The organism is Leptolyngbya sp. BL0902, assembly GCF_016403105.1.
Lineage (GTDB): Bacteria > Cyanobacteriota > Cyanobacteriia > Phormidesmidales > Phormidesmidaceae > Nodosilinea.
On record NZ_CP046155.1, the window covers coordinates 351,502 to 365,410 of the forward strand.

General features: G+C 57.8%; 16 protein-coding genes. 2 read left to right on the forward strand and 14 right to left on the reverse strand.

Features of this window, described 5'->3' with window-relative positions; all coding sequences use genetic code 11:
* Nucleotides 1–10: 10 nt before the first annotated feature.
* The 8 genes from hemC to GFS31_RS01600 all read right to left on the reverse strand — a co-directional run bounded on the left by hemC (nt 11) and on the right by GFS31_RS01600 (nt 8,338).
* A complete protein-coding gene (gene hemC / locus GFS31_RS01565) occupies nt 11–988 on the reverse strand; it encodes a hydroxymethylbilane synthase (RefSeq protein WP_198806565.1) in 978 nt (325 codons plus the stop codon).
* 274 nt (nt 989–1,262) lie between these two features.
* Nucleotides 1,263–3,212: a CHASE2 domain-containing protein gene (locus tag GFS31_RS01570; protein ID WP_198806566.1), complete on the reverse strand. Its 1,950-nt coding sequence runs from the start codon at nt 3,210–3,212 to the stop codon at nt 1,263–1,265.
* Nucleotides 3,213–3,274: 62 nt separating this feature from the next.
* Nucleotides 3,275–3,847 (reverse strand): Uma2 family endonuclease, encoded by a 573-nt coding sequence (locus GFS31_RS01575; RefSeq protein WP_198806567.1) that lies wholly within the window; start codon nt 3,845–3,847, stop codon nt 3,275–3,277.
* Nucleotides 3,848–3,919: 72 nt separating this feature from the next.
* Complete coding sequence (locus GFS31_RS01580; RefSeq protein WP_198806568.1) at nt 3,920–4,888, reverse strand: DUF362 domain-containing protein; 969 nt, start codon at nt 4,886–4,888, stop codon at nt 3,920–3,922.
* A gap of 65 nt (nt 4,889–4,953) precedes the next feature.
* Nucleotides 4,954–6,489, reverse strand: a complete 1,536-nt coding sequence (locus tag GFS31_RS01585) for an alternate F1F0 ATPase, F1 subunit alpha (RefSeq protein WP_198806569.1) — start codon at nt 6,487–6,489, stop codon at nt 4,954–4,956.
* A gap of 43 nt (nt 6,490–6,532) precedes the next feature.
* Nucleotides 6,533–7,366 carry a F0F1 ATP synthase subunit B gene (locus GFS31_RS01590; RefSeq protein ID WP_198806570.1) on the reverse strand — a complete coding sequence of 278 codons (834 nt, stop codon included), beginning with the start codon at nt 7,364–7,366 and terminating at the stop codon, nt 6,533–6,535.
* A gap of 2 nt (nt 7,367–7,368) precedes the next feature.
* Nucleotides 7,369–7,638 carry a F0F1 ATP synthase subunit C gene (locus GFS31_RS01595; RefSeq protein WP_198806571.1) on the reverse strand — a complete coding sequence of 90 codons (270 nt, stop codon included), beginning with the start codon at nt 7,636–7,638 and terminating at the stop codon, nt 7,369–7,371.
* Nucleotides 7,631–8,338, reverse strand: coding sequence for a F0F1 ATP synthase subunit A (locus tag GFS31_RS01600; RefSeq protein ID WP_198806572.1), 708 nt, complete (start codon nt 8,336–8,338; stop codon nt 7,631–7,633). The genes GFS31_RS01595 and GFS31_RS01600 overlap by 8 nt, the downstream gene beginning before the upstream one ends.
* A gap of 278 nt (nt 8,339–8,616) precedes the next feature.
* On the opposite strand from GFS31_RS01600, the gene GFS31_RS01605 reads away from it, so the two are divergent.
* Nucleotides 8,617–8,880, forward strand: a complete 264-nt coding sequence (locus GFS31_RS01605) for a hypothetical protein (RefSeq protein WP_263974877.1) — start codon at nt 8,617–8,619, stop codon at nt 8,878–8,880.
* Nucleotides 8,877–9,353, forward strand: coding sequence for a type II toxin-antitoxin system VapC family toxin (locus GFS31_RS01610; RefSeq protein WP_263974878.1), 477 nt, complete (start codon nt 8,877–8,879; stop codon nt 9,351–9,353). Before GFS31_RS01605 ends, GFS31_RS01610 begins: the two co-directional genes overlap by 4 nt.
* A gap of 102 nt (nt 9,354–9,455) precedes the next feature.
* Here GFS31_RS01610 and GFS31_RS01615 read toward each other — a convergent pair whose 3' ends face one another.
* The 6 genes from GFS31_RS01615 to GFS31_RS01640 form a co-directional block, all read right to left on the reverse strand.
* Nucleotides 9,456–9,767 carry an ATP synthase subunit I gene (locus tag GFS31_RS01615; RefSeq protein WP_198806573.1) on the reverse strand — a complete coding sequence of 104 codons (312 nt, stop codon included), beginning with the start codon at nt 9,765–9,767 and terminating at the stop codon, nt 9,456–9,458.
* A gap of 37 nt (nt 9,768–9,804) precedes the next feature.
* Entirely contained in the window at nt 9,805–10,428 is a 624-nt protein-coding gene (locus GFS31_RS01620; RefSeq protein ID WP_198806574.1) for a type I restriction endonuclease subunit R, read from the reverse strand.
* A 36-nt stretch (nt 10,429–10,464) separates the two neighbouring features.
* Nucleotides 10,465–10,788 (reverse strand): AtpZ/AtpI family protein, encoded by a 324-nt coding sequence (locus tag GFS31_RS01625; protein ID WP_198806575.1) that lies wholly within the window; start codon nt 10,786–10,788, stop codon nt 10,465–10,467.
* Nucleotides 10,785–11,174: a F0F1 ATP synthase subunit epsilon gene (locus GFS31_RS01630; protein ID WP_198806576.1), complete on the reverse strand. Its 390-nt coding sequence runs from the start codon at nt 11,172–11,174 to the stop codon at nt 10,785–10,787. Before GFS31_RS01630 ends, GFS31_RS01625 begins: the two co-directional genes overlap by 4 nt.
* A gap of 181 nt (nt 11,175–11,355) precedes the next feature.
* A complete protein-coding gene (atpD, locus tag GFS31_RS01635) occupies nt 11,356–12,744 on the reverse strand; it encodes a F0F1 ATP synthase subunit beta (protein WP_198806577.1) in 1,389 nt (462 codons plus the stop codon).
* A gap of 146 nt (nt 12,745–12,890) precedes the next feature.
* Nucleotides 12,891–13,610 (reverse strand): response regulator transcription factor, encoded by a 720-nt coding sequence (locus GFS31_RS01640; protein WP_198806578.1) that lies wholly within the window; start codon nt 13,608–13,610, stop codon nt 12,891–12,893.
* Between the last annotated feature and the right edge of the window lie 299 nt (nt 13,611–13,909).

Sequence of the window (13,909 nt, forward strand, 5' to 3'; positions counted from 1 at the left end):
CTAGGGGGAACTAGGCGCGGTTGGCGGCGTTGATTTCGTCCAGAATGGCCTGGGCACCTTGGCCGCGAAGGCTTTGGGCAAGCTGGGTACCGAGGGCTTCGGCGGTGTCGGCGGGGCCTTGCACAACATCTTTAATCAACTGCTGACCGTCCAAGCTGGCCACCAGGCCCGTGAGGGTGAGGGTGTCGCCATCGAGGACAGTATTGACGCCGATGGGCACTTGGCAACCGCCCTCCAGTTCGCGCAGGAAGGCCCGCTCGGCCAGACAGCGGAAGGTGGTGGGCTGGTGGGAGAGAACGCCCAGCAGGTTCAGGATCTCCTCATCTCCTGTGCGGCATTCGATGCCGAGGGCACCCTGGCCGACAGCGTGGAGGGAAATGTCGGCGGGGAGCAACTCGTGGATGCGGTCATCCATATTCATCCGGTGCAGTCCTGCCGCCGCCAGAATGATGCCGTCGTACTCGCCCTCATCCAGCTTGCGGAGACGGGTATTGAGGTTGCCGCGAATATCTTTGAAGGCCAGGTGGGGATAGTGATGGCGCAGTTGGGCCAAGCGGCGCAGGGAGGAGGTGCCAATCACCGATCCTTCCGGCAGGGTGGCGAGGGTTTTGTCCTTGTGGCGTTCGTGGACGACGACGGCATCGGCGGGGTCTTCCCGCTCGGTGATGCAGCCCAGCATCAAGCCTTCGGGCAGGCGGGTGGGCAAATCTTTGAGGGAATGTACGGCAAAGTCGCTATCGCCCCGCAGCATCGAGTCTTCTAGCTCTTGGGTAAACAGACCCTTATCGCCAATCTTCGACAGCGAGACATCCAGCACCTTGTCCCCTTGGGTGTCCATCGTCACCACCTCGAACTGAAATTCGGGGAAGTGCCGCTGAAGCTCATCGCGCACCCAGTGGGTTTGAATCAGCGCCAACTGGCTTTTGCGCGACACAATGCGGATGGTGCGGGGGGTAGCCGAAACAGCGGAGGAGGCGGGGGATGGCATGGTCTGTAAACGAATGTGACTAGGTATGACGAACGATTACCAGAGGTAACGACGGAACGTCACCGACTTTTTAGGTTACATCACCCCGGTACCCCCATCGGCGTGGCCTAGGGAGATGTTAAGTGGTTGTCACACTTGGATGATTGACTCAGCGTTCTGCCCTGGGGGGGCGATAGTCGGAGGAGAGACGGGTGACGTTCGGCGGATTGATTTGGCTTGGACGTTGCGGCTGGACTGCTCCCATCAAACAAGGGATCGGGTTTTGCGAATGAGCTTACTTTGGTGGGCCTTTGGGGGTGGCGGCGAGGTGGGCCTGGAGATCCGTTTGTACCTGTTGGTAGAGGGTTTGATCGCGGGCTTCGGAGTCGCCGCGCAGGCTGATGATGCCATAGACCTGAACGGCTTCCTTTTCCCGTCCGGCCACAAAATGCTCCCCGTGGTCAATGGCGATCACCTCGTCTTGCACGAGGTCATACAGGGGGCGGGTGATCAGCAAATCGGTGCCCACTTTCTTAGTGAGGCTTTCGATGCGGCTGGCCACGTTAACGGTGTCGCCGATGGCGGTGTATTCCAGCCGCTGGGGCGATCCCACATTGCCGACCATCAAGCTGCCGTAGCTAATGCCAATGCCGTTAAACAGGGGCGGCAGTCCTTCGGCCCGCAACCGCTGACGCAGATCCGCCAGGGCCACGCGCATCCCTAGGGCGGCGCGGACGGCACTGAGGGCATCTTGTTTGGCCCCTTGGGAGGTGGGTGCGCCAAATTCCGCCATGATGGCGTCGCCAATGAATTTGTCGATGGTGCCCCGTTCGGCCAAAATCGCGGCCACCATGTCATTGAAATAGGTGTTCAGCATTTGGACGGTTTGCTGGGCTCCGAGCTGGTAGGACAAGCGACTGAAGCCTCGGATATCCGAAAACAGCACCGCCGCCTGGGTTTGTTGGCCCACCCCCAGGCTGGTGAAGTCCTCCGGCTGGTTGAGGATTTCCTTGGCCACCGCCGGGGAAACGTAGCGCTCTAGGGTGCGGCGTAGGCGTTGTTCCTCCAGTCGATCCCCAATGGCTCCGGTGGCGATGTAGGCCATGCCGCCCATGCCTAGGCAGGCGACGGGAATGGCGAGGGGGATGAGTTGCCCCGGTGGCCCCATCGCTAGGAGGTAGGCAGTGGCCCCCCAGAGGGTGATGGCGGCCCCGAATCCTAATAGCCGAGGTAACGGCTGACTAAACCGATAGCCCAACCCTAGGCCCAGGCCACCGATTAGCAGCCCGGAGAGCAGCCCCCGCAGGAGGGCGTCATCGAGAAGCGGGTTCAGGGTGCGACCCTCCAGCATGGCGGCCACGGTTTGGGCGTGGATCTCCGGCCCCGGCATGGCGTTATCTAGGGGGGTGCGGTGGATGTCTTGCAGGGAAACGGCGGTGGGGCCAAGGATCACCAGCTTGCCCGCAAACTGATGGCGATAGCGTCCCCAGTTGTTGGGTTCCAGCACATTGGCAAAGGGAATGGTGGGGATGGTGCCCTTCGGCCCGTAGAAAAAGAGTTGCTCGCTGGGCCAGTGGGGATCGGCATCGCCAGCGGCCTGGAGGGTGGCGGTGGCGAAGGCGGGCAACGTGTCTACAAAATCATGCTGCTGGCGCAGTTGGGCCAAGACCACCTCTGGGGCCAGTCGCACTTGGCCATCGGGGTCGGGGGCAACGTTGATGAGTCCCTGGTGATCCGCCCCCTGGAGGATGGGAGTGAGCAGGGTAGTAAAGCCGCCCCAGTCCGTCGGCGAGACATCGTAGAGGGCCGCCAGCACCACCTGATCGCCCCACTTCGCCAGGGTAGCTTCTAGGGCGGCATCATCCGCTGGGCCATAGATGCTGGGATCGAGGAACAGCACATCCACCGCCACCGCCCGCGCCCCGGCCTCCAGCAGGCGATCTATGGCGATGGCGTAGGCTTGGCGCTGCCAGGGCCAAGATTCAATGGGGGCCAAGTGGGGATAGCGCTCTGGGCTGGCGGCATAGATGCTGCCTTGACTGAGGGAATATTCGTCGATGGCCAAAATTACCACGTCCGATGGCGGCGGAATTGGCCCCCGCAGCCGCCACAGCACCGACTGTCCGTAGCCTTCGATCCGCACAATCCAAGGATGCTGGGAGGCTAGGGCAATGGCCCCAAACACCGCCGCGCTGATCATCAGCCCGTGGCCCAACTGCGAAAACAGCCGACTTGACTTCGCCATTCGCCCACCTCCCACCCTATGACTCCCCGTTGACCACCAATCCCCTAATCATCACAACCGTTTTATGGCCAAATCAGGGTGAAGTCCATCACAAAATCGGGCAATACCGGATCGCCGGAGAGGGTGCTGGGATGATGGAAGTCCTGCATGGGTTGATCGGGGCTGTAGACGTAGACCCGCTGTTGTTCTGGGTCAACCAGCCAGCCTAACTGGGCACCATTGGCCAGATATTCCTCTAATTTGGCTTGCAGGGTGGCGATTTCGTCACTGGGGGATTTGAGTTCCAGCACAAAGTCGGGGCAAAGGGGGGCAAAGCGGCGGCGTTGCTCTGGGGAAAGGCGTTCCCAGCGGGCGTTTTCCACCCAGGCGGCATCGGGCGACCGAATTGCGCCATTGGGCAGGGTGAAGCCCGTCGAAGAATCGAACACAAACCCAAGGCGCTGCCGTCGATTCCATTGCCAAAGTTGGCCTAATAAGTCGGCGTTGCGGTATCCACTTTCACTTCCGGCGGGGGCCATGGCAACCAGTTCTCCTTGGGCGGTGCGCTCTAGGCGCAGATCGGGGTTTTGCTGACAGAGGCGCTCAAACACCTCATCGGTCAGTTGGAGGGTGGGGCGCAGGGTGAGGGCAATCATCGGCTTGTCCTTGCAGGAGAATGGCGTGGGGGCAAGGTTGCCTTGCCCCCACGGAGAGACCAGACAGAGCGATTAGGCGGATCGCTTGGCGTAGGCGGCCATGGGTTCTTTGATGTAGCGAATGTAGAGGTGCTTGAAGGTAGACCGCACCACCCTGGGCATGCCAAAGTCGATGGGCAGGAGTTGATCCGGCAAGCGCCAGTCCTCGACGCGCAGGTCGGCGGGGGTGAGGGCAGGGAAGGTGAGGTCGTCCCAATCGGGGCAATAGCCCAACCGCAGGGATTGCGCCACCGTGGGCACGGTTTGGGGATCCACGCCCAACACCTCCACCATGGCCCGATCCACCGCAAACACATCGGCACTGGCGGCAAGCACGCCCAATTCCCTCGGATCGCCGCCGCTGGGGCCGTTGCCCTCGTGGCCAATGATGCCATCCACAAGGGTGAGGGCGGGGTTAATTAGCCGCGCCGTTTCCACCAGCATGGTGCCAAAGCGTTCCACATCCTTCCCAGCTTCCATGTGCCACCAGGCTTTCATCTTGCCCGGAACGCAGCCAAACAGATTCTTGGCCCCCAGGGTCACGGTGAGCTGGGCGTGGGACTTCACCTTGGGCAGGTTAATCACCACATCGGCCTCCATCGCTTCCTTGGAGAGGCGCAGGTGGTCAAAGGCGGGGTTATCGGTGGGGTAGCGGTGGCCGTGCAGTTCCACAATGGGCAGGTTTAATTCCTGGGCCAGGGGCAGCAGCCCGTTGGCCTTAGCGACTCCGTGGGCCGTGCCAAAGGCGGGGCTATCGCCCAAAAAGGGCTTTCCCCCGACCTCCTGCACCATTTGCGCCACCACATAGACCACCTCTGGTCGGGTGGTACATTCTTGGGTGGGCCGCGCCCCCGTCAGCAAGTTGGGCTTCAGCAGCACCCGATCCCCTGGCTTCACAAACTGGGCTATGCCCCCTAGGGGCTCAAGCAGCGCTTCGATGGACTGCCGCAGGGCTGGAATATCGTAGGACTGGGCACGAATCAAACTGACCGGAACCGACATCGGCATCATCCTTGATCTAAATCAGTAATCTAAACAGGAACCATCTACCGATACCATAACGCGCCCTAGCCCAGGGCTTGGGAAAGCGTCCAGGCCAAGGTCTTGAGGTCGGCCTCGGTGAGGGGCTGGCCCTGGTGAATGGCGGCGGAAATATCGGGCAGATCGCGATGCATGGCCTCGGCAAGGTGGGCTTGGGCCTGGTCGATTTGGTCGAGGGGGACGGCATCCAGCAGGCCGCTGGTGACGGCAAACAGGATGGCGATTTGGGCGGCGGCAGTGAGGGGCTCAGACTGGCGCTGCTTGAGGACAGCCCGAATGCGGCGACCCCGTTCTAGGGTGCGGCGGGTTTGTTCATCCAGTTGGGTGCCAAAGCGGGCAAAGACTTCTACCTCTTGAAACTGGGCGTAGGACAGGCGCAGGTCTCCGGCCACGGATTGGTAGGCGGGAAGCTGAGTTTTACCGCCCACGCGGGAGACGGATTTGCCCACATCCACAGCGGGAAAAATGCTTTTTTGAAAGAGGTCGGGGGAGAGGTAAACCTGACCGTCGGTGATAGAAATCAGGTTGGTGGGGATGTAGGCCGAGAGGTTTTGGGCCTGGGTTTCGATAATGGGCAGGGCGGTGAGGGAGCCGCCGCCGAGATCGGGGCTGAGGTGGGTAGCCCGTTCTAGCAGCCGCGAATGGAGGTAGAAAATATCGCCAGGGTAGGCTTCTCGACCAGGGGGGCGACGCAGCAGCAGGGATAGTTCCCGGTAGGTGCGGGCGTGGTGGGTGAGGTCGTCGTAGACGATCAGCACATCGCGGCCCTGCTCCATGAAGTATTCCCCCATGGTGGTGGCTCCGTAGGGGGTGATGTATTGCAAACCGAGGGGATCTTGCCCAGCGGCGACAACGACAACCGTGTAGTCCATCGCGCCCTGTTCCCGCAGGGTGGCAATCACCTTGGCCATGGCGGCAGATCGCTGACCGATGGCGCAGTAGATACAGATTACCCCCGTCTCCTGCTGGTTGAGAATAGTGTCAATGGCGATGGCGGTTTTCCCGGTTTGGCGGTCGCCGATGATCAGTTCCCGCTGGCCCCGCCCAATGGGAATCAGCGCATCTACCACCTTCAGCCCCGTTTGCAGCGGCACCGTCACCGGAGCCCGGTCGAGAATGGCGGGGGCCTCGTGCTCCACCGGACGCCGTTCGACAAAATTCAGCGGCCCTCGGTCATCCAGGGGTTCGCCCATCGCCGTCACTACTCGCCCCAGCAGCCCTTCGCCCACGGGCACATCCATCACCCGCTCGGTGCGATACACCCGGTCTCCGGCCTGGAGGTCGGGACTGTCGCCCAGCAAAATCACCCCCACCTCATCGGGATCGAGGTTGAAGGCGATGCCCAACAATGGCGTGCCCCCCGGCTTAGAACTGGGGAAATAAACCAACTCATCGGCCCGCACCCCCGGCAACCCCGTCACGCGGGCAATCCCCGGACGGACGGACTGTACCTCCCCCATCTCCCGCAGGGTGAGGCTGGGTCGATAGTCGGTCAAAACCTGACGGACGAGAGCCTGGGCTTCAGCGCAGGCCGCTTGGATGGGCTGGGTGGTGGGAGTCATGGTGGGAGTTCCCGCTGGGAGTGGATCGTGGGGAGGAGGGCAGCTAGGAGGGTTGGGGGAAGGGGGTTTCAGGAAGGGTGGAATCGGGAAGCGGGGGTTCGGGTGGGGCTTGACTGGATGGGATCTTCCCGGTGAGGGCGGTGGCAAGGCGTTGTTCTAGGGTGGCCAGGTAGGTGTCAAAACTCCAGACCACCTCCTGTCCGGCAAGGCGGAGTTCTAGGCCGCAGATGAGGTCGGATGTGGTGGAAAATTCCACCGCTGGAGTAGTGCCAAAGGTCGATCCGAGGGCGTTGATGATGTGCTGTTGCAGATCAGGGGAGAGGCTGAAACTGCTGCGGATGGCGATGGGGAGGTCGGGGGCCAGGGCTTGGACGAGGGTGTGGTGTTGGTCGGCGGGCAGGCGGCGCAGGTGATCACAAAAGACCGCCACCATCTGCCGTTCTAGATCGGCATTGGCCAAATCCGTCATGGCTTGACGGGCCATCGTCAGGGTTTGCTGCATCACCTGTTGTCCCAGTTGGTGGGCTAGGGCAGCCTGGGCCTGATGCAAATCGGCCTGCCAAGAGGCCCGCTGTTGGTCGGCCTCCTGGCGCAGTTGGGCCATCTGCCGCTGCCGTTCCTGCTCCACCTCAGAGCGCATGGCCGCCAGTTGGGCCTGCCGCTGGGCTTCCCAATCCTGCTGCTGGCGCTGGTAATCGGCGAGGGTCTGCTGGGCTTCCGTCTGAAGCCGTTCGGCCCCCTGCCAGCGTTCCTGAATTTGTTGCTGGCGTTGGCCCATCACCCGCAAAATTGGCTTATACAAAACCCACCGCAGCAAGGCAACGAGGATCAGAAAATTGAGAATTTGGGCGAACACCGTAAACCCGTTGATTAACACCGCTAGTTCCCCAAAAAGTAGTTCCAGAATGGATTAACAAACAATAAAATCATTGACACCACTAGGCAATAAATAGCGGTAGATTCCACCATCGCCAATCCCACAAACAGGGTGCGAGTAATGGTATTCGTTTTGTCGGGCTGTTGGGCAATGGCACCTAGGGCACGGGCCACGGCCATCCCTTCCCCAATGGCGGGGCCAATGGCTCCGATGGCGATGGTAAGCCCCGCCGTAGCAATAGATACGGCACCAATAAGCGCGAGATCAGTCATGAGATATCTCCTGCATAGAATTAGACTGGCCCTGTTGTTGCACAGCGGTAGCCGAGGCCAAATATACTAGGGCCAGTACTGCAAATACATAGGCTTGGATGAGGCCAAAGACAAGCCCCAATATCTGCATCACAACGGGCACAAACAGGGGAACTAAGGACAACAAAATAGCTACTAATAAGTTGCCGCTCATAATGTTGCCAAATAATCGCACAGCCAGGGCCAAAGTACGAGAAAATTCCCCCACAATCTGGAAGGGTAACATAATGGGGGTTGGTTCTAAATAACTCTTTAGATAGCGACCTAATCCCTGACTACGAATACCATAAATAGGAACCGCCACAAACACACAGATAGCCAGTGCCGTAGTGGTTGAGAGGGAGCCCGTCGGAGCTTGATATCCCGGTACTGCCGTCAGTAAATTAGAGGTGAGGATGAACAAAAACAACGTGCCCACAAAGGAAAAATAGGGCTCTGGATCCTGCTGGGTAATATCTCGAATTTGATTGTAAATGCCCTCCACTAGTATCTCCAAAATATTCTGCCAAGCCGATAGCGGTGGCGACACCGTTAAACGCCGAGTCACCCCTAGAGAAACCCCCACCAGCAAGGCCATCGTCAGCCAAGTAAACACTAGGGTGGCATTGATCACCAGGGGCAATCGCTCGAAATAAATGATGCTGTCAGGGCTGATATCCATAGACTATGGCTCAGGGCAGTAGTTCTAGTATGGCCTATGGCTTTCCTCCAATCCGCTAAGTGTTACGCGAGGTTACGTTAGCGGTGAAATCTCCATCCCGCGAAAGCGAGACGGGCTCACCACTGTTCCTAACGCCGCTCATCCTAGTGGACAGGGCACACCGGATGACCATTCCCAAAAACTAGCATCTAACGAACGCCATCTTCCTCAATCCCTCATGGGTGGCTTTCGGTCTTTCCCTTCAGGAGGAAATTCGGATATGATCGACTCAGGTGTTCATGATCAGCCCGGTACAATATATGTTGAGAGAAACCCTCAAACAGGAAATTGATCAATTGAGCGAGAGCCAATTGAGGGAAATCGCCGACTTTGTAACCACAATCAAGAGTCAGCCCCACCATTTTTCCGAGAGGATCTTGTTCTGGCAACATGCGACGGCTGTGGAACGAGCTGAGGATTTTCGAGTATGGGCTGCACAGCTTCCTCATACCCATCTCAGCCTCCCAGATCAGGCCTTTGATCGCAACGATATCTATGAATGATGACTAAGTACCTGCTAGACACCAATATCGTCTTGCGATTTAGTAATCCATCGGATGAACAGCATCGTTTAGTCACGGATGCCGTTGCCACCCTACTCATGGGTTCAGAGGAATGCTACCTCACAGCACAGGTCTTAATTGAGCTTTGGGTCGTTGCCACACGGCCCGTTGATGTGAATGGTTTAGGTTGGTCGGTTGATCAAACGCGCACCATGATTGAGCAACTACTTGAACGCTTTCCAGTTGCGGAGGAAATGCCACAGCTTTTCTCAACTTGGCTGTCAGTCGTCACGAAGAATCAAGTGAAAGGTAAGCGAACCCACGATGCGCGTATTGTGGCTGTGATGTTAACCTGTGATATTCATTATATTCTTACTCTGAACCCAGACGATTTTATTGGCATTACAGGAATTACGGCTGTACATCCCCAATCAGTCATAAAATCTGACACAGAAAATCCTGAGATGGAATAAATTATGCCAAAAAGACTCAGGGTGTTCTGTCGCCTTGAAGATCATCTATGAATAGTTGAAGCTGTCTACTTTTAGATTATGTACGAAGTTAATTCTCCCTTCTTAACTTTCCTCATCCCAATTGCCCAAAGCGGCCTGGGGTCGCCAGCGGGCAATCAGCAGGGTACGGGCCATCAAAAAACCTACCATAGCAATCAATAACCGCTCCCAGTGCCCACCAACGAGTAGGTAAAATCCCAATAAAGCTAGGATAATTCGTGCTAATCCACTGCCCACCATCAGTAGAACAGGATGCTTGCTAGTGGCCATGCGCTGCACGGTAAACCAAAGGCAACTGAAGTACAGAAGACCGAGGACAAAGCCAACTGGAAAGACAGCAAAATCCGTGAGTGAGGTGTTGATCGAAACGTCCATGGTGTTCTTCAGCGATAGAGTTCAGCAATGTCAGGGTCTAGGGCAGGGTTTTGAGGTAATTGAGGATTTGTAAAATACGGTAGAGTTCGTTATTTTGACGATTTAAGGAGAAATTATCAGACAATCCATAGTGGTGATTCTCTAGCTTCACAAACATTGAATAGCCGCCATTACTCACTAGACCAAAGGTAGGGTGATGGGATACAGAATTAGCCGCCATGTAAGCTAAGACTTGGGGCAGGGCTACATCAATACTGAAGGAAGTTCGTTTAGCTTCTACCAAAATAATCCACAGATTTTCCTGCACAACTAAACTATCAATTCGGCCCTGGTAAACCCGATCCTCTGCATCCGAAATTTCAATGCGAACGGATGCCTCAGACCGTAATCGAAAGGGCGCATCATAGAAGCCTGCAAGCTCTAGAAGTGGGGCAATCACGATGAAATTAACGCCACCCTCCAGTAAATAGCCAAACTTTCGGTGGTAGAGATAGCGTTGTTTAATGAGGTCAAGACGCTGCTGCTCTTCGGTGGTGAGGGGAGGCAGATCGACTCGCCATTCTGTGAAAAAGTTAGGATCTGGACAGGGCGACAAGCCAAAGCGAGTTTCAGCTTCGCTAAGGCTATCAATGTAATTGGTGATGGTAAGGGATTGAGTCATCAAACGGGATTGAAATTAGCTAAAATCTATCGAATTTTACGGTTCCTGCTCTTTCTGGATCCAGTACCAAGCACTCCAACATCCGAGGGCCACGCCGACAAACAGCAGCATCAGCGTCCAAGAATAGGGGCTGGGCCAGCGGTGGTCAATCCAGCGACCGAGGGCAATGCCCAGCAGCAGGGGCACCATCACCGACCAACCCACCATGCCCACCAGACCCAGGCTACTCCAAAGGCTGCGGTCGCCCTCTCGTCGGGCCTGCACCCGCCGCTGGGATTTGTCTCGCACCCGCTGTTCAAAGGCGTCACGGTCAGGACGGTCGGGATTAGGGGAGGAGTGGGGGGGAGGATGGGGACTCATGGGGTACCTCCTAGGTCAATGAATTCGCGCAGAAAGCTAGATTCGAGCTTGGCCAACCGATTGCGGGCCTGTTCTTCCCGTTCCTCCAGTTGGCGAAATTGTTGCTCGACGGCCTGTTGCAGGGTTTCGAGGGAGTCTCCAGGCACGCCATGACGCACCGCCACCCGTACGGTGGAGCCTTGTTTAACCAACAGCCCCTCGTCTACAGCCCAGAGGTTTTCGGTACCATCGTCCAACTCAAAGGCGAGGATGCCGGGAACCAGCGCCGCCACGATGTCTACATGGTTGGGCAGCAGACAAAATTCGCCGTTTTGGCCCTCGGCGGTGAGTTTGGCGATGGGTTGATCGACCAGGATTTCCGTAGGCTGCATCAGGATCAGGTGCATTAGCCCTCACCCCCAACCCCTCTCCCACGGGAAGAGGGGAGCCGGGAACGATCTTCAAAGTCCCTCTTCCTTGGGGAGAGGGATTTAGGGTGAGGGGCAGATCGTGGCCAAAGAGCGCGTTTGTCATCCACCGGGGTTGGATATGAATCCGTCGAATCCAAGATCGTTAGGTTAGAGCAAGTCATGCCTTAGCCTCCGTGATGTCGCCGATCATATAGACAGCGCTTTCGGGGGCATCGGCAAAGGCGTCGTTGAGGATTTGTTCGCAGCCGTTCAGGGCTGATTCTAGGCGCACCATACGGCCGGGTTTGCTGGTAAATTGCTCGGTGGAGAAAAAGGGCTGGGTAAGAAAGCGCTCTAGCCGTCGGGCGCGGTAGACAATTTGCCGATCCGCCGCCGACAGTTCCGCCATCCCCAGCATGGCGATCATGTCCTTGAGTTCTTCGTAGGTGGCCAGGGTTTGGCGCACGGCCAGGGCGATCTCGTAGTGGCGCTGTCCGGCGATGGTGGGCATCAGCATTTTGGAGCTAGACCGCAGGGGATCCACCGCTGGGTAAAAGCCCTCGCTGGCCCGTTTGCGCGACAGCACAATGGAGGCGGACAGGTGGCTAAAGGTGTGGACAGCGGCGGGATCCGTGAAGTCATCGGCGGGCACGTAGACGGCTTGGACGGAGGTGATCGCTCCGGTGGTGGTGCTAGAAATGCGCTCTTGCAGGGCGGCGAGTTCCGTGGCTAGGGTCGGCTGATAGCCCACCCGCGAGGGCAGTTCCCCCATCAAGCCCGATACCTCCTGCCCCGCCTGGATGAAACGAAAAATATTGTCAATCAGCAGCAGCACATCCTGCCGCGCCTCATCCCGGAAATATTCCGCCATGGTCAGCGCCGCATGGCCCACCCGAAACCGGGCACCGGGCGGTTCGTTCATTTGGCCAAACAGCATTACCGTGTGGTCGAGCACCCCCGCCGCCTGCATTTCGCGGTAGAGTTCCTCGGCCTCTCGATTGCGTTCACCAATGCCGCAAAACAGGCTAATGCCCTGGTGCTGGCTCACCATGTTGTGGATCATCTCGGTAATCAGCACCGTTTTGCCCACCCCGGCCCCACCAAACAGGCCCGCCTTGCCACCCCGCTCGATGGGGGCCAGCACGTCAATCACCTTGATGCCCGTCTCCAAAATTTCCGACTCGGTGGACTGCCGCACCAAGGGCACCGCACTTTGGTGAATGGATCGCCAAGTCACATCCTGCGGCGGCTCCTGCTGATCCACAGGCGCACCAAATACGTTGAACATCCGCCCCAACAGGCTTTTGCCCACGGGCACCTGCAAGGGATGGCCCTGATCCACCACCGTCGCCCCCCGGCCCAGGCCCGATGTGGGCGTTAACGCAATGCCCCGCACCACCTCCGCATTCAAGTGGGCCACCACTTCGATGATGACTTGGCCCTCCTCCCCGGCATTGAGCTGGTGCAAAAAACCGGGCAACCGCTGGGGAAACCGCACATCCACCACACTGCCCCGCACCGAAACTACCGTTCCGGTATTGAGTTGGGTCGCAATGGTGTTGGTCATGGTGAAGCACCTCCCAGGTGTTGAGCGGTGGGGCTAAAGCCCTGTTCCATCCAAGCTCCATTTCAAGGCCCAGTCGCGATGGGAAAGACGCCATTCAGCTTGGGTTCGGGCCGAGAAAATGGGTGACGAGACTGAACAACCCTACCCTAACTGACCAGGTGATGGCTGATGGCGAAGCGTAGCAATTCTGAACGATTGCTGGTGTCGGTTTTGCGAAGCAGGCTGCTGACGTATTTTTCTACGGTGCGTGGACTGAGGAAAAGCCGATCCCCAATTTGGGCATTAGACAGTCCATCGGAGAGCAGAATCAGCACATCCTGTTCGCGGGGGGTGAGGTCGGGGCCTAGGTCGGGCGGAGGAATACAGACCGTTGAGGCGCTCGATGCCGCCGATCTGGCCTCTGCCTCGGTCTTCAAGGCGTGGGCTTCGGCTTCCATGGCCCGCTGCTGGGCGGTTTGCAGGGCTACCTGCTGAATCCAGGCTGACTGAATCAACTGGGAGCGCTCCAGTAAATTCCGTACAATCGCCCCAATTTCCTGTAAATCAAAGGGCTTGGGCAGATAGGCATCGCAGCCCACCTGATAGCCTCGAATCCGATCCTGCATTTGGTTGTGGGCAGTGAGAAACACCACGGGCAGCAGCCGAAAGGCCGGATGTTGGCGCACCTTTTGAATCAGCGTATAGCCGTCTAGGTAGGGCATTCCAATATCGGTGATGATGAGCTGGGGCTGGTAATCAAACACCTGTTGCAGCGCCATTTCACCGTCACTCGCCAGCACCACCGAGTAGCCCTCTAGCTCTAGGTAGTCACAAATCGATAGGCGGGTGCCCTCATCATCTTCGGCTAGCAAAACCGTTAGCGGCATGGTGCAGTACCCAGTTCACCCATGAACCTGATTAAGGCACAGAACTCCTGGCACCCTGGGCTTGATGCCATGGCTACCCCTTGCCTCGATCCACGATCCATTTTCCTTTAGCCTAAGGGACAAGGACAGAGAACGGGAAAATTGTTGTTGAAAATAAACGTTAGCGGAGTAGCCAACCGCACTTGGCAATAAAACGATACAACGATTGGAGCGCACAGCCGCAACGGACAGGCTTACCCCGGCAGGCCGCTGATCCTAACGGTAAGGCAAACAACCTCCTAAGGGATCCGCCATCTGCA